Source organism: Pseudomonas sp. VD-NE ins (genome assembly GCF_031882575.1).
GTDB lineage: Bacteria > Pseudomonadota > Gammaproteobacteria > Pseudomonadales > Pseudomonadaceae > Aquipseudomonas > Aquipseudomonas fluorescens_BZ.
Map to the genome: position 1 here is coordinate 2,828,280 of NZ_CP134772.1, position 22,420 is coordinate 2,850,699.

The 22,420-nt window shown below is 59.3% G+C and carries 18 protein-coding genes; 5 read left to right on the forward strand and 13 right to left on the reverse strand.

The features are described from left to right. Positions 1 to 10 precede the first annotated feature (10 nt). Positions 11 to 286 carry a peptidylprolyl isomerase gene (locus RMV17_RS12450; protein ID WP_007912322.1) on the reverse strand — a complete coding sequence of 92 codons (276 nt, stop codon included), beginning with the start codon at positions 284 to 286 and terminating at the stop codon, positions 11 to 13. 51 nt (positions 287 to 337) lie between these two features. After that, entirely contained in the window at positions 338 to 2,875 is a 2,538-nt protein-coding gene (locus RMV17_RS12455) for a PAS domain S-box protein (protein ID WP_311886690.1), read from the reverse strand. A gap of 113 nt (positions 2,876 to 2,988) precedes the next feature. On the opposite strand from RMV17_RS12455, the gene RMV17_RS12460 reads away from it, so the two are divergent. Next, complete coding sequence (locus RMV17_RS12460; protein ID WP_311886691.1) at positions 2,989 to 4,098, forward strand: PilT/PilU family type 4a pilus ATPase; 1,110 nt, start codon at positions 2,989 to 2,991, stop codon at positions 4,096 to 4,098. 111 nt (positions 4,099 to 4,209) lie between these two features. Here the strand turns inward: RMV17_RS12460 and RMV17_RS12465 are convergent, their stop codons facing one another. From RMV17_RS12465 to RMV17_RS12510, 10 genes are all read right to left on the reverse strand, one after another. After that, positions 4,210 to 6,165: an acetoacetate--CoA ligase gene (locus RMV17_RS12465; RefSeq protein ID WP_311886692.1), complete on the reverse strand. Its 1,956-nt coding sequence runs from the start codon at positions 6,163 to 6,165 to the stop codon at positions 4,210 to 4,212. Between the two features lie 158 nt (positions 6,166 to 6,323). Then, positions 6,324 to 7,097 carry a 3-hydroxybutyrate dehydrogenase gene (gene hbdH / locus RMV17_RS12470; RefSeq protein ID WP_034154286.1) on the reverse strand — a complete coding sequence of 258 codons (774 nt, stop codon included), beginning with the start codon at positions 7,095 to 7,097 and terminating at the stop codon, positions 6,324 to 6,326. 7 nt (positions 7,098 to 7,104) lie between these two features. Further along, the gene (locus tag RMV17_RS12475) at positions 7,105 to 8,496 is read right to left on the reverse strand and encodes a GntP family permease (RefSeq protein ID WP_311886693.1); all 1,392 of its coding nucleotides are present in this window, start codon (positions 8,494 to 8,496) and stop codon (positions 7,105 to 7,107) included. A 296-nt stretch (positions 8,497 to 8,792) separates the two neighbouring features. Next, positions 8,793 to 10,199, reverse strand: coding sequence for a sigma 54-interacting transcriptional regulator (locus RMV17_RS12480; protein ID WP_311886694.1), 1,407 nt, complete (start codon positions 10,197 to 10,199; stop codon positions 8,793 to 8,795). A gap of 169 nt (positions 10,200 to 10,368) precedes the next feature. Beyond that, positions 10,369 to 11,943, reverse strand: coding sequence for an ABC transporter ATP-binding protein (locus RMV17_RS12485; protein WP_311886695.1), 1,575 nt, complete (start codon positions 11,941 to 11,943; stop codon positions 10,369 to 10,371). A 9-nt stretch (positions 11,944 to 11,952) separates the two neighbouring features. Further along, positions 11,953 to 12,975, reverse strand: coding sequence for an ABC transporter permease (locus RMV17_RS12490; protein WP_108226116.1), 1,023 nt, complete (start codon positions 12,973 to 12,975; stop codon positions 11,953 to 11,955). Beyond that, positions 12,975 to 14,036 carry a microcin C ABC transporter permease YejB gene (locus RMV17_RS12495; RefSeq protein ID WP_034154280.1) on the reverse strand — a complete coding sequence of 354 codons (1,062 nt, stop codon included), beginning with the start codon at positions 14,034 to 14,036 and terminating at the stop codon, positions 12,975 to 12,977. Before RMV17_RS12495 ends, RMV17_RS12490 begins: the two co-directional genes overlap by 1 nt. Then, positions 14,036 to 15,904, reverse strand: coding sequence for an extracellular solute-binding protein (locus RMV17_RS12500; protein ID WP_311886696.1), 1,869 nt, complete (start codon positions 15,902 to 15,904; stop codon positions 14,036 to 14,038). Before RMV17_RS12500 ends, RMV17_RS12495 begins: the two co-directional genes overlap by 1 nt. A 133-nt stretch (positions 15,905 to 16,037) precedes the next feature. Further along, the gene (locus RMV17_RS12505) at positions 16,038 to 16,319 is read right to left on the reverse strand and encodes a peptidylprolyl isomerase (protein WP_007912303.1); all 282 of its coding nucleotides are present in this window, start codon (positions 16,317 to 16,319) and stop codon (positions 16,038 to 16,040) included. Between the two features lie 97 nt (positions 16,320 to 16,416). Continuing rightward, positions 16,417 to 17,286, reverse strand: a complete 870-nt coding sequence (locus RMV17_RS12510) for a triacylglycerol lipase (protein WP_311886697.1) — start codon at positions 17,284 to 17,286, stop codon at positions 16,417 to 16,419. A 335-nt stretch (positions 17,287 to 17,621) separates the two neighbouring features. On the opposite strand from RMV17_RS12510, the gene RMV17_RS12515 reads away from it, so the two are divergent. After that, on the forward strand, positions 17,622 to 18,701 hold the full coding sequence (locus RMV17_RS12515) for a hypothetical protein (protein ID WP_311886698.1): 1,080 nt from the start codon (positions 17,622 to 17,624) through the stop codon (positions 18,699 to 18,701). A 54-nt stretch (positions 18,702 to 18,755) separates the two neighbouring features. Here RMV17_RS12515 and RMV17_RS12520 read toward each other — a convergent pair whose 3' ends face one another. Further along, on the reverse strand, positions 18,756 to 19,832 hold the full coding sequence (locus RMV17_RS12520) for a 3-deoxy-7-phosphoheptulonate synthase (protein WP_311886699.1): 1,077 nt from the start codon (positions 19,830 to 19,832) through the stop codon (positions 18,756 to 18,758). 615 nt (positions 19,833 to 20,447) lie between these two features. Here RMV17_RS12520 and RMV17_RS12525 point away from each other — a divergent pair. The 3 genes from RMV17_RS12525 (at position 20,448) to uvrY (ending at position 22,418) form a co-directional block, all read left to right on the forward strand. Continuing rightward, entirely contained in the window at positions 20,448 to 21,209 is a 762-nt protein-coding gene (locus tag RMV17_RS12525) for a carbon-nitrogen hydrolase family protein (RefSeq protein ID WP_311886700.1), read from the forward strand. After that, complete coding sequence (locus tag RMV17_RS12530) at positions 21,206 to 21,649, forward strand: N-acetyltransferase (RefSeq protein ID WP_034154275.1); 444 nt, start codon at positions 21,206 to 21,208, stop codon at positions 21,647 to 21,649. The genes RMV17_RS12525 and RMV17_RS12530 overlap by 4 nt, the downstream gene beginning before the upstream one ends. Before the next feature lie 127 nt (positions 21,650 to 21,776). Beyond that, a complete protein-coding gene (gene uvrY, locus RMV17_RS12535; RefSeq protein WP_016984198.1) occupies positions 21,777 to 22,418 on the forward strand; it encodes a UvrY/SirA/GacA family response regulator transcription factor in 642 nt (213 codons plus the stop codon). The last annotated feature ends 2 nt before the right edge of the window (positions 22,419 to 22,420 follow it).

Below are 22,420 nucleotides of genomic sequence, written 5' to 3' on the forward strand. Positions count from 1 at the left end.
AAGCCAAGCCTCAGTCGCGGTAAAACACCTGCACAAGGTGATACCCGAACTTGCTCTTGATCGGCCCATGCACGGTGCGCAGCGGCTTTTTGAAAATCACCGCGTCAATCGCGCCCACCATTTGCCCCGGCCGCACTTCACCCAGATCACCGCCGCGCTTGCCGGACGGGCAGGTCGAGAATTTCTTCGCCAGCACATCGAACGCTTCACCCTTGGCGATACGTTGTTTGAGTTGTTCGGCCTCTTCGGCGGTTTTCACCAGAATGTGGCGGGCTTGGGCTTTCATCGTGCGGTACCTGATAACGGGGTGACGGCGGGGCGCGGATTATGCCTCAAGTCACAGGGTTTGGCTGATCATCGTGCGGATCTTGCTGGCCAGCAGCTCAATGGCAAACGGTTTGGCGACCATGTCCATGCCATCCTCGAGAAAACCCTGACGCTCGGCGGCTTTCTGCGCATATCCGGTCATGAACAGCACCTTGAGGCCGGGCCGATGCTGACGGGCGATTTCCGCCAGTTGCCGGCCATTCATGCCCGGCAGGCCGACATCGGTGACCAGCAGATCCACGCGTAGATCGGACTCCAGCAGCGGCAGGGCGGTCTTGGCATCTTCGGCTTCGTGGGCCTGATAACCCAACTCCCTGAGCAGATCGAGCACCAGCATGCGCACCGCCGGGTCGTCCTCGACGACCACTACGGTTTCGCCAGTCGCCGTCGCCGGCGCTTGTTCAATGGGCGCGACAGCCGGCCGTTCCGCCTCGACGCCGTACAAGCGCGGCAAGTACAACCGCACGCAAGTGCCTTGGCCCGGCAGGCTGTCGAGGCTGACGTGGCCGCCGGACTGCTGGGCAAACCCGTAAATCATCGACAGCCCCAACCCGGTGCCCTGGCCAATCGGCTTGGTGGTGAAGAACGGGTCGAAGGCCTTGGAGCGCACGGACGGCGTCATCCCCGTACCGTTGTCGCTGACCGCCAGCATCAGATAGTCGCCGGCCTTGACCGGTTCGAGCGTGGTGATGTCGCTGCCGTCGAGATAGACGTTGGCGGTTTCGATCAGCAACTCGCCACCCTCGGGCATCGCATCGCGGGCATTGATGACCAGGTTGAGCAGGGCGTTTTCCAGTTGGCTGACGTCGGTGCTGACCGGCCACACATGCTCGGCCAGACGCAGGGTGAGTTCGATCGGATCGCCCTTGGTGCGCCGGATCAGATCTTCCAGCGAATGCACCAGTTCATTGACGTTTAGGGTTTTGCGATCCAGCGATTGGCGTCGCGAAAACGCCAGCAAACGATGGGTCAGTGCCGCCGCACGGTTGGCCGACGACACCGCCGCTTCGGTAAAGCGACCAATTTCGTCGGCCCGACCGTTGGCGATGTAGCGCTGCATCAAATCGAGGCTGCCGATGATCCCGGTGAGCATGTTGTTGAAGTCGTGGGCGATACCACCAGTGAGCTGACCGACAGCTTCCATCTTCTGCGCATGGCGCAACGCATCTTCGGCGCGCTCGCGTTCGAACATCTCGTTCTGCAAACGCTGGTTGGCCTGCGCCAATTGTTCGGTACGGGCGCTGACCCGTTCTTCGAGGGTCTCGTTGAGATTGCGCAAGGCCTCTTCGGTTTTCTTGCGCTCGGTCTCGTCGATGACAAAGATATAGAAGCCACTGATCGCGCCGTCGGCGGCGTAACGCGGCAAATAATTCATCAGCGCGTGTCGATTACTGCCATCGCGGTGCGGGGTGTAAAGGCTGAATGAACAGGGCCTGCCGGCCAACGCCTCGGCAATGTACGGCAGGCGCAGGAAGTAGGCTTCTTCACCGATGACGTCGCGAATCGTGCGTCCGTAGAGTTCCTGTGGCGTGAGGCCGTACCAGTCGAGATAGGCTGCGTTGTTCAGGCGGAAGCGTTCTTCGCGGTCGACATAACTGATCAGGATCGGCATGGCGTTGATGATCAATTGCAGTTCGGTCTGACTCTGGCGCAAAGCCTGTTCGGTGTGTTTACGCTCGGTCAGGTCCAGCGCCGCCCCGAGGAAACGCACGGGCCGGCCATGGTGATCCTTGTAGCAACGCCCGCGCGCGAACACCCAGCGCACCTCGCCATCGCCTTGCTGCAAACGATATTCCTCAGCGTATTCGGTGCCGTAGGTGATGCAGTGTTTGATGCTGCGCGCGACCATCGCACGGTCTTCCGGGTGCACGCCTTGCAAGTAATCGCTGATCGGCAACTGGCTGGCAAGACTGGGGTCGATGCCATGCAACTGGGCGAAATGCGCATCGGCGATGAAGCGATCTTCGCCGATGTCCCAATCCCAGGTGCCGACGGCATCGGTTGCGGCCAGGGCCAGTTGCAGGCGCTCCTCGGTTTCCCGTTGGGCCTTGAGGCTTTCTTCGGAGCGTCGCTGCAGTTCCAGAGCGATGCGGCGGCGTTCGTTGGTTTCGATGGCGGTAACGAGAATCCCGGCGACTTGCGCAGTTTCATCGCGGATCGGGCTGTAGGTCAGATCCAGCCAAAAGTCGGACTCTTTGCCGTCCCGTTGCAGGGTGAAGCGTCTTTCACTGTAGGTGCGCACCTGGCCTTGTAGGACGGCGCTGTAAATCGGGTCGGTAAAGTCGCGAAGTTCCGGCCATATCTGGTGCGCAGGCTGTCCGAAAGCGTGCGGATGCTTGTGGCCGGCGAGCAGGGCGAAACCATTGTTGTAGATCTGCGTGAGTTGCGGGCCCCACAACAACAGCATCGGCATCGGCGAGTGAATCACGATGTCCACCGCGGTACGCAGGCTCTGCGGCCAGTTGCCGGCAGCGCCCAAGGGGCTGCGGCTCCAGTCGGTACGGGCGATCAGAGCCTGCGCGTCGTCGGTGTTCGGTACAGCATTCATTACATCAGTCCTGAGCGTGGTTCGTTGAGGCGACGTCTATCATTGTTGCAGTCGATCTGCGCCAGGCGCAGGCCATTGTCTGTTCATTGAATGCTTCGCGGGTGCTTTTTGCCATGGAAATCGATGCGCTGTTGTCTATTTTGTCCAATAAAAACGGTTCCGACCTGTTTCTCTCCACGGGGGCACCGCCAAGTGCGCGCGTCGACGGCGTGCTTACAGCGTTGAGCGAACAGCCGTTCAAGAACGGTGAAACCGCCGCCATCGCTGCCTCCTTGATGGACGCCGAGCAACGGCGGGAGTTCGACCGGGATCTGGAAATGAACCTGGCGATTTCGCGAGCGGGCATCGGGCGTTTTCGTGTGAACATCTTCAAGCAGCGCAACGATGTATCGATCGTCATTCGCAACGTCAAACTCGACATCCCGCGTTTCGCCGATCTGAAACTGCCGGCAGTACTGCTCGACACCGTTATGCTCAAGCAAGGGCTGATCCTCTTTGTCGGGGCCACCGACTCCGGTAAATCGACGTCGCTGGCCGCACTGATCGACCACCGCAATCGCCATAGCACCGGGCATATCATCACTATCGAGGACCCGATCGAGTACATCCATCGCCACCAGCGCTCGATCATCAATCAGCGTGAAGTCGGGGTCGATACGCGCAGCTTCCACGCTGCGTTGAAAAACACTCTGCGTCAGGCCCCGGATGTGGTGCTGATCGGCGAAATCCGTGACCGCGAAACCATGGAACATGCCTTGGCGTTCGCCGATACCGGGCATCTGGTGCTCTCGACGTTGCACGCGATTAACGCCAATCAGGCGTTGGATCGAATCATCAATATGTTCCCGCAAGAGCGGCGGCCGCAATTGTTGCAGACGTTAGGCAACAACCTGAAAGCCTGCGTCTCGCAACGTCTTGTCAGGACGGAGGGTGGGCAGAGAAGGGCGGCAGTGGAGGTGTTGTTGGGGACACCGACTATCAGTGATCTGATACGCCACAATGAATTGGGCGATCTCAAAGCGATGATGGAAAAGTCCGGGGAGGCGGGTATGCAGACGTTTGATCAGTCGTTGTTCGAATTGGTCGAAGAGGGCGCGATCAATGAGGAGGAAGCGTTGAAATATTCCGATTCGGCCAATAATTTGAAGTTGAGGATAAAGCTGCATCGAGAGACCGTCGGCAAGGTCAGCCCGTCAAGCAGTGATTGGGGGCTGATGGACTGAAGCGCCCCATTCAAACGGCAGACGGGGCGCGAATACGAGGGTCGAACGTGTGGTTATGAGGCTCGACATCCATCGTATTGCGCACTCGCGGGTCCTTGCAGAGCAGTCATTCTAGGTTTGCAACTCGCAGCGATCCCGAAACTGTTCCAGCGCTTCGGGATTGGCCAGCGCATCGGTGTTTTTCACCGGCCGTCCATGCACCACCTCGCGCACCGCAAGCTCGACAATCTTGCCGCTGATGGTGCGTGGAATGTCCGTCACCGCAACGATCTTCGCCGGCACATGTCGTGGGGTGGTGTTGGCGCGGATCACCTGACGGATGCGTTGCTCCAGCGCGTCATCGAGTTCCAGGCCATCGCGCAACCTGACAAACAGCACCACCCGTACGTCATCCTGCCACTGCTGACCGATGGCGACGCTGTCCAGCACTTCGCTGACTTTCTCGACCTGGCGGTAAATCTCCGCCGTGCCAATACGCACGCCACCCGGATTGAGTACGGCGTCGGAGCGGCCATGGATGAGCATCCCGCCGTGAGCCCGTTGCTCGGCGTAATCGCCCTGGGCCCAGACCCCGGGAAACAGGCTGAAATAAGATTGCCGCAGTTTCGATCCGTCCGGGTCATTCCACAGGCCAATCGGCATGGCCGGGAAATGCCGGGTGCAAACCAGTTCGCCTTTTTCGCCAACCACGGGTTGGCCGGCGTCGTTCCAGACTTCAACCGCCATGCCCAGGCTCTTGCCCATGATCTCGCCGCGCCGCACTGAGGTCAGCGGATTGGCATTGACGAAACACGAGACGATATCGGTGCCGCCCGACATTGACGCCAGGCACACATCGGGTTTGAAGTCGCGATAAACGAAGTCGTAGCTTTGCGGCGACAGCGCCGAGCCGGTGCACAGCAAGGTTCTCAGGCTACCCAGATCATGACTGTCGCGGGGTTTCGCGCCGCTACTTTCCAGGGTCGCGAGAAACTTGGGACTGGTGCCGAACACACTGATGCGTTCGTCGTCGATCAAGTCGAGCAAACGCTGGTTGTCCGGGTGAAACGGCGAGCCGTCGTACAGCACCACGGCACTGCCGACTGCGAGGGCCGAAACCAGCCAGTTCCACATCATCCAGCCGCAGGTCGTGTAGTAAAACAAGCGGTCCCCCGGGCCGAGATCGCAATGCAGGCCGTGTTCCTTGACGTGTTGCACCAGCACGCCGCCCGTGCTGTGAACGATGCATTTGGGTACGCCAGTGGTACCACTGGAGTACAGCACGTACAGCGGATGGTTGAACGGCACCGGAACGAAATCCGGTTCGCCGCCGGCTTGATAGAAGTCATCCCACACCGTCACTTCGGCGTGAGTCTTGTAAGCCTCGACGTGGGCCTGCGGCTGGGCGTAAGGCACGATGATCAACTGCCTGAGCGTTGGCAGTTGATCGAGTATTGCGTTGATCTTGGCAGTCTGGTCGATCGTTTTACCGGCATAGCGATAAGCGGCGCAGGTGATCAGGACCTTGGGCTCGATCTGGCCGAAGCGGTCGATCACCCCGTGGGTGCCGAAATCCGGCGAGGAGCACGACCAGATTGCGCCGAGGCTAGTGGTGGCCAGCATCGCCACCAGCGTCTGCCAGGTATTCGGCATGCACGCGGCGACGCGGTCGCCGAGGCCAACGCCGGCGGCCTGCAAGCTCGCCTGAAAGCCGGCAACCTGTCCGGCGAGTTCGGCCCAGGTCAGTTGCTCGCGCTGGCCGTTTTCCGCCACGCTCACTACAGCCACAGCATCGTCGCGACGGCGCAGCAAGTGTTCGGCGAAGTTCAGCGTGGCACCGGGGAACCATTCGGCGTCGGGCATGTGTGAGCCTTCGCGCAGCACGGCATCCGCTTGCGTGTAGAAGCGGATATCAAAGAAATCGACGATCGCCTGCCAGAACGCCTCGCGCTGTTCGACGCTCCATTGGTGCAGGGCCGGGTAGTCGTCGAGTTTCAGATGATGGCGTTGATTGACCGCGCGGCGGAAGGTGTCCATGCGCGATTGGGCGATACGGTTGGCGTCGGGTTGCCAGAGGATGTCGGACATTGGTTGCCTCTTGTTTTATTCATGCACAAGGTCGAGCGCACACATAACACCTGTGGGAGCGAGCCTGCTCGCGAAGACGTCCGTGCATTCAACGACTTCATTGGCTGACCCAGCGCTTTCGCGAGCAGGCTCGCTCCCACAGAAGGGGGATGGCTGTGCTATTGGGCCAGCCAGCCACCATCAATATTCCACGCCGCCCCACGCACCTGGCTGCCAGCTTCGCTGCACAAAAACAACACCAGCTCACCCAGATGCTGCGGTGTGACGAACTCCAGCGACGGTTGTTTTTCGGCCAGCAAATCATGCTGCGCCTGCTGCGGATCGACACCCTTGGCCGCGCGGTCATCGATCTGCTTCTGCACCAGCGGCGTCAACACCCAGCCCGGGCAGATTGCGTTGCAGGTGACGTTGCTGGTCGCGGTTTCCAGGCCAACCACTTTGGTCAAGCCGATCACGCCGTGCTTGGCGGCCACATAAGCCGCTTTGCCGGTCGAACCGACCTGGCCATGCACCGAGGCGATATTGATGATCCGCCCCCAACCTTTGGCGCGCATTCCCGGCAGGCTCAAGCGTGTGCTGTGAAACACCGAAGACAGGTTGATCGCGATGATCGAATCCCAACGTTCGACGGAAAAGTCTTCTACGGCGGCGACATGCTGGATGCCGGCGTTGTTGACCAGAATGTCGACGCCGCCGAACTCGCGCTCGGCGTAATTGATCATGTCGGCGATCTGCGCCGGGTCACTGACATCGGCCGGATGATGGCCGACCTTGCCGCCGAATTGCCCGACCTCGGCGATGACTTTGGACGCGTCGCCAAAGCCGTTGAGAATCAGGTTCGCGCCAGCCTTGGCCAAGCTCAGTGCGATGCCCAGGCCAATGCCGCTGGTGGAGCCGGTTACCAGTGCAGTCTTGCCGGAAAGAGTGGTCATGAATACCTCACACAATGCCAGTGGCGTAGAAAGTGCCGATCACGACGAAAACCGCCAGGGTCTTGATCAGCGTAATACAGAAAATGTCTTTATAGGCTTCGCGGTGGGTCAGGCCCGTCACCGCGAGCAAGGTGATGACCGCGCCGTTGTGCGGCAGGGTGTCCATGCCGCCACTGGCCATCGCGGCAACGCGGTGCAGCACTTCCAGCGGAATGTTCGCGGCGTGGGCTGCGGCAATGAATTGTTCGGACATCGCCGCCAGCGCAATGCTCATGCCGCCTGATGCGGAGCCGGTGATACCGGCCAGCAGCGTCACGGTGATGGCTTCGTTGACCAGTGGATCGGGAATCTGCTTGAGCCAGTCGGCCAGGACCAGGAAGCCCGGCAGCGAAGCGATCACCGCGCCAAAGCCGTATTCCGACGCGGTGTTCATCGCCGCCAGCAACGCGCCGCTCACCGCGCTTTTGCTGCCTTCAGCGAGCTTGCTGCGAATCGCCTGAAAGCCGAACGCCAGCACCATCAGAATGCCGACCAGCAACGCCGCCTGCACCGCCCAGATCGCCGTCAGTTTGGCGATCTCGGTGGTGACCGGCGTGGCCATGCCCGGCAGTGAGAGGCTGTGGGTCTTGCCGTACCACTGCGGAATCCATTGGGTGAACAGCAAGTTCATGATGCCCACCGCCAACAACGGCGAAAGGGCAATCCATGGGTTCGGCAGCTTCAGATCCTCAGCGGTTTCCGGCTCGTTACGCAGTTCAGTGCCGTAACCTTCGCCGGCACGCTGGGCCTTGTTGCGCTGGCGCTGCAGAAACAGCATGCCGGTGCAAAACACGAAAATCGTGCCGATCACGCCCAGCCAGGGCGCCGCCCACGCGGTGGTATTGAAGAACGTGCTGGGGATGATGTTCTGGATCTGCGGCGTGCCGGGCAGGGCGTCCATGGTGAAAGAAAACGCGCCCAAAGCGATGGTCGCCGGGATCAGCCGTTTGGGAATATTGCTCTGGCGGAACATCTCGGCAGCAAACGGGTAAACCGCAAAGACCACCACGAACAGCGACACGCCGCCATAAGTAAGCAGGGCGCAGACCAGCACGATCACCAGCATCGCCTGTTTGGTGCCGAGCAGGCGAATGGCGGCGGCAACGATCGAGCGTGAGAAGCCCGACAGTTCGATCAACTTGCCGAACACCGCACCGAGCAGGAACACAGGGAAATACAGTTTGATGAAACCGACCATTTTCTCCATGAACACCCCGGTGAACGCAGGCGCGACGGCGGAGGGGTCAGTGAGCAGGACAGCGCCGAGGGCGGCAATCGGCGCGAAGAGGATAACGCTGTAGCCACGGTAGGCAGCCAGCATCAGCAGCGCCAGGGCTGCCAAGGCAATGATCACACTCATGGTGTGTCTCTCCAGAATTGTTATTTTTGTGGGTGGAACGGGTGTGGGAGAGGCGTTAGCGAGATCTGTGCCAGATGTTTAAGTCATTGAAATATAAGGAAGTTACTGATTGGTTTGAAGGGGTTTCAGGTGTTTTGTCTCATTTTAGAGACCGGGTTAAGCCGAAAAGATCGCAGCCTTCGGCAGCTCCTACAGTGCGGACGCGAATTTCCCCGGTAGGAGCTGCCGAAGGCTGCGATCTTTTGATCTTCAAACAATCGATCTATAGAAAGAGATCATTGTCTCTATTTAGAGATTCAGGCGATTCCCAGCGCCACCATTTTCTTGTACAACGTCGAACGCCCAAGCCCCAACCGAGCCGCCGCTTCCGGCACGTTCCCCGCACATTGCGCAAGAGCCGCCTGAATCAGTTGTCGATCAAACCGCTCCCGCGCCTGAGCAAAAGTCTCGTCAGCCAGCGCCTCCATCGTCGGCAGCGAGGCACGCTCAACCGGCGTCAACGTGCCAATCGCCGCACGAATATCCTGCTCGGTCAGCATCAAGTCATCACTGAGCAACGCCGCCCGTTCCAGCACATTGCGTAGCTCGCGAATGTTTCCCGGCCAGGCGTGCTGCCCGAGCAACGCCAGTGCATCACGGTGCAGCTCGTGCTGACTGCGCAGCTCTTCCAGAATCGCTTCGCTGAGTGCCGGCAGATCATCAAGACGTTCACGCAATGGTGGCACCTGAATCGGCAACACATTCAGGCGATAGTACAAATCGGCGCGGAACTCTCCACGTTTGATCGCCGCTTGCAGATCGGTCGAGGTGGCGGCAATCACGCGCACATCGCTCTGAATCACCTCGTTTGAGCCGACCGGCTCGAACTCCTTTTCCTGCAACACGCGCAGCAGTTTGCTCTGCAAGGGCAGCGGCATGTCGCCAATTTCGTCGAGAAACAACGTGCCGCCCTGAGCGATCTGCAACTTGCCGGTGCGGCCCTTGCGGTCGGCGCCGGTGAACGCGCCCGGTGCCGTGCCAAAAAATTCCGCCTCCAGCAGTGCCTCGGGAATCGCCGCGCTGTTGATGCTGACGAATGCTTTGTGTGCTCGTGGTGAGGCGCTGTGTATGGCCTGGGCCAGCAATTCTTTGCCGGTGCCGGTTTCGCCAAGCAGCAACACCGGTGACTCGGCGCTGGCACTGCGCCGGGCACGGCGTTTGACTTCAAGGCTGGCGGCGCTGGTGCCGATGAAATGGGCGAAGTTGTATTTGGTCTGTCGGGCGCGCAGCAGAGAACGGGTCGAGGCCAGTTCTTCCTGCATGCTCAAGTAGCGTTTGAGCATCGGCGACAACGTGCGCAACTCGTCGAACAGGGCAAATCCGATCGCGCCGATCACCGTGCCGGCGTCATCGTGAATCGGCAGGCGCATCACCACCAAAGGCTCTTTCGGGGTGTCCTGCATGTCCAGAAGAATGGGCCGACCGGTACGCACCACCTCGCGCAACAGACTGCCGGGGATCACGCTTTCACAGGGCTTGCCGATGGCGCTTGCCGCCGATTCAAGACCGAAACGCCGGGCGTAGCGCTCGTTCATCCAGACGATGTTGGCATCGCGGTCGACAATCACCGTGCCTTCGCTGGATTGCTCGATGATCTCGAACAGCGAACGGATCGCCAGGGTGCGCACCCGTTGGTAGTCCTTGAGGCTTTCGGTGGTGTTCATCTGGCGGCTGGTCCGGATTTTGAGTTGTTGATGCGGGCATCTTCGCTGGCAAGCCAGCTCCCACAGGGTTCTCGGTCGTCTACACATAGCGTGGACGCCGCAGCCCCTTGTGGGAGCTGGCTTGCCAGCGATGGCCGCGACTCGGTTCCAAGTCGATCCCCGATTATGCCTACCCCGGATGCGCCGCCGCCAACAGCTCTTTGGTGTACGGATGCTGCGGCGCATCGAACACCTCATGACTGGCGCCACGCTCGACCACTTTGCCGTCCTTGATCACGATCATGTCGTGGGCCAGCGCGCGCACCACCGCCAGGTCATGGCTGATGAACAGATAGGTCAAACCGTGTTTTTCCTGAAGCTGACGGAGCAGGGCGACCACTTGTTTTTGCACCGTACGATCCAGCGCTGAAGTCGGCTCGTCGAGCAGGATTAGCGCCGGTTTCAACACCAGTGCCCGGGCGATGGCGATGCGCTGGCGCTGGCCACCGGAAAACTCGTGGGGATAGCGATGGCGACTTTGCGGATCAAGGCCGACTTCTTTCAGTACGCGGATCACTTGCTCATCGCATTCATCAGCCGTCGACTCGCAATGCACTTCCAGGCCTTCGCTGATGATCTGCGCGACTGACATGCGCGGGCTGAGGCTGCCAAACGGATCCTGAAACACCACCTGCATCTGTCGACGCCAGGGGCGCATCTGTTTCTGATTGAGGCCGTCAAGTGCCTCGCCCTGAAAACGTATGCTGCCTTCGGAGTCGAGCAAACGCAGGATCGCCTGGCCCAGCGTCGACTTGCCGGAACCGGATTCACCGACGATGCCCAGCGTCTTGCCACGCTGGATACTCAGGCTGATGCCGTCCACCGCCCGCAGGTATTGCTTGCGCTGGAACAGACCGCCGCCGACGACAAACTCAACCTTCAGATCATCGACCTCCAGCACGTTTTCGCGCTCATCGCGGGGCAGGGCTTCGCCTTCGGGCTCGGCGTTGAGCAGCACGCAGCTGTAAGGATGCTTCGGCTCGGTAAACAGGGTTTCGCACGGTGCCTGTTCGACGATCTCGCCGGCCTTCATCACGCACACGCGCTGGGCAATGCTGCGCACCAGATTGAGATCGTGGCTGATCAGCAGCAGCGACATGCCCAGGCGTTGCTGCAGGGATTTGAGCAGCAGCAGGATCTTGCGCTGCACCGTCACATCGAGCGCCGTGGTCGGTTCGTCGGCGATCAACAGCTCTGGTTCGCAGGCCAGGGCCATGGCGATCATCACCCGTTGCCGTTGGCCGCCGGAGAGTTGATGCGGGTAAGCCTTGAGTCGCTCTTTGGGTTTCTGGATACCCACCAGTCCCAGCAGTTCGAGGATCCGCGCCTGCGCCGCTTTGCCGCCGAGGCCACGGTGCAGCAGCAAGGTTTCGCCGATCTGCTTTTCAATGGTGTGCAGCGGATTGAGCGAGGTCATCGGCTCCTGAAAAATCATGGCGATGCGGTTGCCACGCAGTTCGCGCAAGACCTTGGGATCGGCACCGATCAATTCCTGTCCGCGATAGCGAATGCTGCCAGTGGTTTGCGCTTCGCTTTGCGGCAGCAATTGCAGAATCGAATGGGCGGTCACCGATTTGCCCGAGCCCGACTCGCCAACCAGCGCCAGACACTCGCCGGGGCGGATGTTCAGGCACAGATCACGCACCACGGCCTGGCCGTGGAAGGCAACGTTGAGGTTACGGATTTCAATCAGGTTGTCAGTCATGGCCACGCTTCAGGATCGAGGGTCGAACGCGTCACGCAACGCTTCGCCGATGAACACCAATAAAGAAAGGATCAGCGCCAGGGTGAAAAACGCCGTCAACCCGAGCCACGGAGCTTGCAGATTCTGTTTGCCCTGACCGATCAACTCACCCAGCGAGGCGCTGCCGGCGGGCATGCCGAAACCGAGGAAATCCAGTGCGGTGAGGGTGGAAATCGCCCCGGTCAGAATGAACGGCAAATAGCTGAGTGTCGCGTTCATGGCGTTGGGCAGAATGTGCCGGAAAATCACCTTGCGATCGCTCAGGCCCAGCGCGCGGGCGGCTTTGACGTACTCCAGGTTGCGTCCGCGCAGGAACTCGGCGCGCACCACATCCACCAGTGCCAGCCATGAAAACAGCGCCATGATCCCCAGCAGCCACCAGAAATTCGGCTCGACGAAACCGGAGAGAATGATCAACAGGTACAACACCGGCAGCCCCGACCAGACTTCCAGCAAGCGTTGCCCGAGCAGGTCGACCCAACCGCCGTAATAGCCCTGCAATGCCCCGGCGGCGATGCCGATCAGGGCGCTGACAAAGGTCAGCATCAAGGCAAACAGAATCGACACCCGTGCACCGAAAATCACCCGCGCGAGCACGTCTCGCGCCTGATCGTCAGTGCCCAGCCAGTTGACCGACGTAGGCGGGCTCGGTGCCGGTTTGTTGAGGTCGTAGTTCGGCGTGTCGTCACTGAATGGAATCGGCGGGAACAGCAGCCAGCCACCGTCCTTGCGAATCAGGTTCTGCACATAGTCGCTGCGATAATCGGCCTGGAACGGCAGTTGTCCGCCGAACTCCTGCTCGGTGTGGCGCTTGAGTACCGGGAAGTACCATTGGCCCTGATAACTGACGACCAAGGGCTTGTCATTGGCAATCAATTCACCGCCCAGTGTCACCACGAACAGGCCGATAAACAGCCACAGCGACCACCAGCCACGGCGGTTTCTCTTGAAGCGCTCGAAGCGCCGACGACCCAGAGGCGAGAGCTTGAACATCAGGCATTCCTCGCGGCGAAGTCGATGCGTGGATCGACCAGCGTGTAACACAGATCCCCCACCAGTTTTATCAGCAGGCCGAAGAGGGTAAAGATGAACAATGAACCAAACACCACCGGGTAATCCCGCGAAACCGCGGCTTCGTAGCTCATGCGCCCGAGGCCGTCGAGAGAGAAGATCACTTCAATCAGCAAGGAACCGGCGAAGAACACACTGATGAATGCCTGCGGAATGCCCGACACCACCAGCAGCATCGCGTTGCGGAACACATGGCCATACAGCACGCGACGTTCGCTCAGGCCTTTGGCGCGCGCGGTCACCACGTACTGGCGAGTGATTTCATTGAGAAACGAGTTTTTCGTCAGGATCGTCAGCGTGGCGAAACCACCAATCACCAGCGCCGTCACCGGCAGCACCAGGTGCCAGAAGTAGTCGGCAATCTTGCCGAGGGTCGACAGCGATTCGAAGTTGTCCGACACCAGCCCGCGCACCGGAAACCAGTTCAGCGAGGTGCCGCCGGCAAACACAACGATCAGGAACATCGCAAACAGAAACGCCGGCATCGCGTAGCCGATGATGATCGCTGTGCTGCTCCAGATATCGAAATGACTGCCATGGTGCACGGCCTTGCGGATTCCCAGCGGGATCGACACCAGATAAGTGATCAGCGTCGCCCACAATCCGAGGGAAATGGTCACCGGCATTTTTTCCAGGATCAGGTCGGTGACCGTGGCGCCACGGAAGAAGCTTTTGCCGAAATCCAGTTGCGCATAGTTCTTCAACATCAGCCACAAGCGTTCGTGGGCCGGTTTGTCGAAGCCGTACTGTTTTTCGATGTCCTTGATCAGTTGCGGATCGAGGCCGCGACTGGCGCGGGAAGTGCCGCTCATGGTTTCGCTGGCACCGCCGCCGACACTGGCGCCGCCGATCCCTTGCAGGTGGGCGATGGCCTGTTCCACCGGGCCACCGGGCGCGGCCTGGATGATCACGAAATTGACCAGCAGAATGATCACCAGCGTCGGGATGATCAGCAGCAGACGCCGCAGTATGTAACCCCACATCAGTGCGGCCCTCCGGGTCTGCCACGGGCGATTTTCTCGGCGGTCATCTGCTGATTGGTCAGCGGGGTGCTGCTGATTTCCCACCAGCTCTCGATGGCTTCGTCATTGCTGGCCTGCACTGACGGTATGCCGAAGCGGTTCCACCAGACAGTCGAAGTACCCGGTGGATAGTAGTTGGGAATCCAGTAGTAATTCCATTGCAGTACCCGGTCCAGGGCATGCGCGTAATGCAACATGTCCGACTGCGTGGATGCACGTATCAGGCCATTGATCAGCGTATCCACCGCCGGGTTTTTCAACGCCATGTAGTTGTTAGCGCCCGGGTCGTTGGCCGATGCGGAGGCGAAGTAATTGAGCAATTCGCCCCCCGGGGAAGTACTGACCGGATAACCGGTGACAATCATGTCGTAGTCACGGCTCATCAGGCGATTGACGTATTGCGAGGAGTCGATGCGGCGAATGTTAAGGTCGATGCCGATCTGTTTCAGCGTGCGTTTGTACGGCAGCAACAAGCGATCCATACCGTTCTGGCTGACCAGGAAGGTGAAGCTCAGCGGTTCGCCCTGGGCATTCACCAGCTGATCGCCATCCGGTTTCCAGCCCGCCTGTTCGAGCAATTCGAGGGCTTGCAGCTGCTTGTCGCGGATCAGGCCACTGCCATCGGTTTTCGGCGCTTCAAAGACTTTGCTGAAGACTTCGTCGGGAACCTGACCGCGCAGCGGTTCGAGGATTTTCAGTTCCTGCGCATCGGGCAGCTCGCTTGCCGCCAGTTGCGTGTTGGAAAAGTAGCTTTGTTGGCGGATATACATGCCGCGCATCATTTGCCGGTTGCTCCACTCGAAATCCCAGAGCATGGCCAAGGCCTGGCGCACGCGGCGATCGGCGAACATCGGTTTCTGCAGATTGAACACAAACCCTTGGGCCGACTGCGGCGCCTCAGTGGCCAGATGCGCCTTTTGCAAACGCCCATCGCTCAGCGCCGGGCTGTCGTAGCCGATTGAATAGCCGGTGGCCGAGAACTCGCGGTTGTAGTCATAAGCGCCACCGCGCAGCACTTGGCGGGCGACGTCGGTATCCCCGAAGTACTCGATGCTGAAGTGGTCGAAGTTGTACAGGCCACGACTGACCGGCAAATCCTTGCCCCACCAGTCGGCGTTGCGCTCAAACATGATGCTGCGACCGGAATCGACTTTGCCGACTCGATAGGGGCCGCTGCCCAAGGGCGGCTCATAACCGCCGCCACCGGCGAAGTCGCGGCTCTTCCACCAATGCTCGGGGAATACCGGCAGGGTCGCGACGTCCAGTGGCAGGGTGCGGTTTTCATTGCTCTTGAAGTCGAAGCGTACGATCAGCGGTGCTTCCACTTCGACGCCTTTGACGTCAGCAAATTGAGTGCGATAACGCAGGCTGCCCTGGGTCATCAATAAATCGTAGGAGTAACGCACGTCTTCGGCGGTAATCGCTTTGCCATCGGCGAAGCGCGCCTTGGGATTGATGAAGAACCGCAGCGACAGTCCGTCGTCCGAGCGCTCCATCTTTTGCGCGACCAGGCCATAAACGGTGTAAGGCTCATCCAGCGAACGCTGGGCCAGCGGCGAATAGAGCAAGCCATCGATCTGAGTGACGCCGATGCCCTTGTCGATATAGGGAAGGATATGGTCGAAGTGGCCGATCTCGATGGCCGAGCGGCGCATCGTCCCGCCCTTGGGCGCTTGCAGGTTGGTGTAGTCGAAATGACTGAAACCGGCAGGGTACTTGGCAGGTTCACCATAAACGGTCAACGCATGTTGCGGTGCAGCGCTCGCCCCCGTGGCACCCATCAGCAGGGCGAGGGCGGTGAGCATCAAAGTGGGGAAAACCAGTCGCATTGTCAGCCTTGGAACCGGGAAATCGATATGCGCAAGTTGTACGCGAGAGGCGCGTCAGTCGCCAGCCGTATATGTAACTGAAACACAACGGCCCACCAGAAGGCGGGCCGTTGGCAAGCAATCAGGCGTCGGATCAATCCTGACGGCTAGTGACTTCAAGCAGGTGGTAACCGAACTGGGTTTTCACCGGACCTTGCACGACATTGATCGGTGCGCTGAAGACCACGGTATCGAATTCCTTGACCATCTGGCCAGGACCGAACGAACCCAGATCACCGCCCTGACGGCTCGATGGGCAGGTGGAGTTGGCTTTGGCGACTTCGGCGAAATCAGCGCCGCCTTCGATCTGGGCCTTGAGTTCGTTGCACTTGTCTTCGCTGGAAACCAGGATGTGGCGGGCAGTGGCTTTAGCCATGGGGAAACTCTCCAATCTATTTCAGTAAAGTGTGGAGCCTACCGGATTCAGTGGGCGAATTCTCGGCAAAGTTCCGTTCAGTGGTCCGTGGCTTTGATCAGAGATTCGCGGCTCGCAGACGTTCAGCATGTTCGACATACAGTTCAACCGGGTCGGGCTGGGCGGTGACTGTGCGGGGCGTGCGACGCAGGCTGCCCAGATGATCCAGCGGATAGTCGGAGCGGATCACCTGCCCCAAGTGCGAACTGAAGCGGCCGACGAAACCGTCGTTCTGCTGCGTCTCGGTCATGAAGTATTGCGATAGCGCTTGGCAAATGTCCTGGGTCGGATCGAGTGTCAACGGACTGTTTGTCGGTACGACGCCGCTCCACGAGTAGTAACGAACGCCGTTGACCTGTTCTGGCCCGTGTCCGCCCCAGGTGGCAGGCAGTCCCTGTGGAAACTTGTCGTTGAAACTGCCGACCCCTTCGGTCGTCAGCGCATTGAGCGCCGCCAGCGCGTTCTGCGGCAACGTCAAACTGCCACTGAGCAATGAAAGAAAGTTGGCAAACAGCGTTGCCACATTGTGCGCAACCGCTTCCGGCAGTCGTCCGGGTACCAGCGCCTTGCGCAGAAAGTCCGCCAGTTCCGAGCCGTGGTTCGGGCCGCTGACAGATGTCACCGAGGCGACGGTGTGTGGCGCGAGCGCCGCAGCGTATCGAGCCGCCAATGCTCCCTGGCTGTGGCCGATGAGGTTGACTTTGTCGGCACCTGTACCTCGCAGGACACGATCAATCTGTGCGAGCAGTTGCTCACCCCGTGCTTCATTTTTATGGGTGGCAGACAGATGTGGAACAAATACCCGGCTCCCGGCTGTTTTCAAAGCGTCTTTTACGTCATGGAACAGCTCGAAATGACCGATACGCTCGAATCCGAACAGGCCGTGCACTAACAGGACGGGATAGCGAGTTGAAGCATTCCGTTGCATGTTCTTACCTTTTTCACAGAAGTTCATCGGGGAATAAGGAGGTCACTCTAAAACACTCATCCTGTTGAAGAAGTAAGAAGCGGCTTCTCTTGGCCGTTGAATCTGGACTAGTGGCTGTACGAATTTTCAGATACTTATGAAATCCGTTTCGGAAGTTGCAGCCATCTTTCGCTTGATTGATGGCGGCGGCGTGCAGTTTGCCTACTCAGTGCGATGCTTTTGCCGGATACCCGCGGTGGATGGGGCTGACATCGAAAATGTGAGGGATCGCGTTCAATGTTGGCTGTCGACGCCGTCCATGAGTGCGGCGTTATTTCCAAGGAATGGAATCACTAATGAACACGCACGAAGTCGAGTTTTGCTACCGGATGCGCCATCCCGTCAGTTCTTGTGAATCGAACGAACTGCTGCCAGCGGCAACCGTTGATTGTCTGGAGGGTGCGGTACTTGATCCTTCACTGGGCAAGGTCGTTGTCCGTATCGCGCCTTATTCAGGCATGGCCTGTGGCGATCAGATTCAGTTGATCTGGGACGGTCTGGATATAGAAGGCTTCGCTTATCAACACGAGATGATTCGCTTTGTCAGCGAAGCCCAGGTTGGCAAGGATGTCGTCTTTGTTATCAAAGGCATGCATATCGCAGCGCTGGATGGTGGCTCGCTGGAGGTCTACTGGAATCTGCTCAGTGCGAGGGCGTCCGGCCCCGCGTTATCTGCGCGCGTGCAATTGTCTGTGGGGGATACGCGGCCGCTATTGCTGGCTCCGATTGTCGAGGGGGCTATCGGTGGCACGCTGGACCCGGCGCGGGTGACGGACGGCACGCTGATTATGCTCCAGCCTTACGCTCGAATGGCGGCGGGAGACCGGGTTACGTTGCTATGGGGGGCAAACGCATTGCCTGCAACGTTCAGCGACAGCTTGAAGGTCGAAGCCTTCGCTGTTGCGGATGTGCTGTCGTTCTGGGTCGACGGGGCGCACATAGCCGCACATCTCGGTGGCGAGGTGATGGTGCGCTACCTTGTCGAACAAGCCGGCGGGGTGGTTCGGGAATCCGAGACGGCAAGAATTCTCGTCACGCCATTATTGCGTGGTGAGCTGGACGCTCCAGACGTGCTTGAAGCCGAAGATAACGTGCTGCTCAACGAAAACTCGATCGAAGGTGTCACCATCGTGATCGGCAATGCTCAGACCCAGGAAGGTGAGTTGGTGTATCTCAAGTGTGACGGGGATCTTTTCAATCACCGGGATGACCGGGAAATCACTCGGGAGACGGCGGGAAAGCCGCTGATCTTTATTGTGCCGCACCGGTTCTGGCGAGAGCACCATGGCACAACCGTACGTGTGGCTTATACGGTTGAACGTCAGGACGATGTCAGCCAGGAATCGGCGGTAGTGCAGTTACGAGTGGAGGCATAGCGGTAATGGGCTGAACCCTCCGGTTTTCATGAGTCCGGAGGGCAGGCCTTGCTGTCAGTTTCCGGCGTGCGCGGCAAGTCGCTGCGCGGCGTCAAGGAGCAAGTGTTCCGTTGCACTGAAACCGAGGCAGCCATCGGTAATCGACACCCCGTAACGCAGGGATTCGCTCAGCGGTTGGCAGCCTTCGAACAAATGAGATTCGAGCATCATGCCGATCAGTGCGCGATCACCTTGCAAGCGTTGCTCAAGTACGTCGTTGAAGACGTCTGGCTGACGCAATGGGTCCTTGCCGCTGTTGGCGTGGCTGCAATCGACCATGATCCGGCTCGGTATCTTCAGTCGGTTGAGGTCCGCGTGGATATTCGCCACGCTCCCGCGATAATGGTTCGGTCCTTTATGGCCTCCGCGCAGCACCAGATGGGTGTCAGGGTTGCCTGGCGTTTGAATAACGGCCGGGTGCCCCTGGCTGTCGACGCCGAAATGCCGGTGTGGGTGGGCTGCCGAACGCATGGCGTCAACGGCAATGGCTGCGCCGCCGTCGGTGCCGTTCTTGAAGCCGACGGGCATGTTCAATCCACTGGCCATTTCCCGGTGGATCTGCGATTCAGTGGTGCGCGCGCCAATGGCCACCCAGCTCAGCAGGTCATCGAAGTAGCCAGCGGCCATGGGTTGCAGCAGTTCTGTGGCCACGGGCAAGCCGAGGCGGATCATTTCCAGCATCAGCTCGCGCGACAAGGTCAGGCCGCCAGCCATGTCATCACTGCCGTCCAGATGCGGGTCGTAGGCCAGGCCTTTCCAGCCAACGGTGGTGCGCGGTTTTTCGACGTAGGCCCGCATCACCAACAGCATTTCGCCGCTGACTTTTTCAGCCAGTCGAGCGAGTTTGCCGGCGTACTCGAGTGCGGATCGAGGATCGTGGATAGAGCAGGGGCCGACGATGACCAGCAGTCGCGGGTCTTGACCATTGAGAATGGCGCGAACCGCCTGGCGGTGGGCGCTGACTTGCTGGCTCAAGGCATTGCTCAGGGGCAATTGCTGTTTGAGTTGCAACGAACTGGGTAGACGCAGAGTCAACGCTTCGTTGGCAGGGTTCAGAGTGGACAGTGGCAGAGCAGAAACGGACGAGTTCATATTCGGTCTTCCTGGGCTGGCGGCGGGTGCTTCCCGCTCGCTCGGCCCTACTGGGGTGTTCGACAATTGGCCGTATTGGCTACATGTGTGTGCTTGCCACCTGTAGGTGACCGATCGGAGGCGGCAGGCTGTCCCGAGCGGAAGCTGGTAAATCGCCAGGCGCTAAAGCTGTCGTGACGGTAATAAGTGGCGTAGTTCATTTCGTGATTCCTCAAAGTGTCTGGTGTATTGCTGAAAAAATTGGGGCTGAAAAAACAAAACCCCCGGTCGGGAGGCCGACCGGGGGTTGAGAATTCTCTGGTAGGCGACCCGTTGTTATGGGCGCCGTTTGGGTATCAGGCGCGCCAGTGGCTAAACCAATACCCAAAATAAAAGCTGGCCGGAGCGCAAACGTCATTCACCCGGGCAGCCGAAACCGAGCGCTGGGCGCTGGCGGTACGAAGCTGTGAGAGGGCGTTGAACATGGTCTGTCTCCGATGAATGGGCCGAGCTTACTAGAGGCCGCTACGCCTCAGCAATCAGAAATTGCTATCGCCCAATCATCAAAAAGCCTATTGCTAGAGTCGTCCAGGAGTTGTGACACTCTGCACTTCGTTTGCTTAGCAAGGATGAACCGTGTCGACACTGACCATTGCTGCTGCCCAGACCCTGTCCATTGGCGGTGATCTTTCCGGGAACATTGCGCGGCATCAGCGCTTCTTCGAGACTGCAGCGGAGCAGGGTGTCGAGTTGCTGGCGTTTCCTGAGTTGTCTCTGACTGGCTACGAAGGGAAGGTGGCCGCAGCCTTGGCGATAGACCCACAAGATGCAGTGCTGAAACCCCTTAGGGCGTTGGCCCGAGAGCTGGGCGTGACTGCCGTCGTCGGCATGCCGATTCGGCTGGAGCACAGCGCTTCGGTGCTGATCGGGGCTCTGGTTCTGGGCGCGGATGGCTCGCTCGGTGTGTACAGCAAGCAGCATTTGCACTCGGGTGAGGAGGCTGTCTTTGCCCCTGGCTTCGGAGGGGCGACCCTGAACATTGGCCAGGAGACAGTGGCGTTGGCGGTTTGCGCTGACTTCTCTCATGCCAGTCATGCAGCGACTGCCGCAGCACGAGGCGTGGGCCTGTACGCCGCCGGCGTACTGATCAGCGAGAAAGGTTACGCAGCCGACACGGCGATCCTTCAGGGGTATGCCAGGCAACACGAGATGGCTGTGCTGATGGCCAATCACGGCGGATTGACCGGCGGGTGGCAATCAGCGGGGCGCAGTAGCATCTGGTCTGAAGACGGTTCATTGATCGTTGCAGCGTCGGGGACGGGCGACCTTTTGGTCGTTGCTCAGCGTAACGACGGTGTGTGGCAGGGGCGGGTTGTTCCTGTAACGAGCACCCCATGACATTCCAGCTACGACGGGCGGTTTCAGAAGATCTGGCGTTTGCCCGCGATCTCACCTGTCAGAACATGCTGCGCTATTACATTCACCATGACTTGTTATGGCAGGACGAAGCGTTTGACGTAGCGTGGCCGGGGCGGCAGAACTGGCTGATAGTGCAGGGTGATGTGCCGGTGGGTTTTCTCAGCCTCAGCCGTGATATGCGCGCGTTGTACATCCGTGAACTGCAAGTGGCTGAAGCGTTTCAGGGCCGGGGCGCGGGTTCCTGGGCGATCGATCAGGTTATCGACATGGCCCGCAAAGAAAGACGCCCGGCGCTGCGACTGACCGTATTCGAGAATAATCCGGCGAGAAACTTGTATGAAAGAAAAGGACTACAGGTTCGCGGCGCGGACGAGTGTTTTCTGCGAATGCAGCTTGATATCAGTACAGCTGTGCTCTGAAACCCACGGCCCGCAAGCCTTCAATGATGAATTGAAACTTTTTAAATGATGCTTTCCGCTAGGTCTGTGTGGCACTTTTTGCTAAGGTGTCCGGCATCCCAATATGACCATATCGCGAGGTGTCTGCTTGATTAGGGTGCTAGTGGTCGATGACCATGATCTCGTTCGTACAGGCATTACACGTATGCTGGCCGATATCGATGGCTTGCAGGTGGTTGGCCAGGCCGAATCCGGGGAAGAGTCCCTGATCAAGGCCCGAGAGTTGAAACCCGATGTGGTGCTGATGGACGTCAAGATGCCTGGCATCGGCGGCCTGGAGGCCACGCGCAAATTGCTGCGCAGTCATCCGGATATCAAGGTGGTCGCGGTTACCGTGTGTGAGGAGGATCCTTTCCCGACACGCTTGCTGCAGGCGGGGGCCGCGGGGTATCTGACCAAGGGCGCGGGTTTGCCGGAAATGGTCCAGGCCATTCGCCTGGTATTTGCCGGCCAACGCTATATCAGTCCGCAGATTGCCCAGCAATTGGCGATCAAGTCCTTCCAGCCGTCCAACGACTCTCCCTTCGATGCCTTGTCCGAGCGGGAAATTCAAATCGCCTTGATGATTGTCGGCTGTCAGAAGGTACAGATCATTTCCGACAAGTTGTGTCTGTCGCCGAAAACCGTGAACACCTATCGCTACCGTATTTTCGAGAAGCTTTCGATCAGCAGCGATGTCGAGTTGACACTGTTGGCGGTTCGTCACGGCATGGTTGATGCCAGCCTCTGACC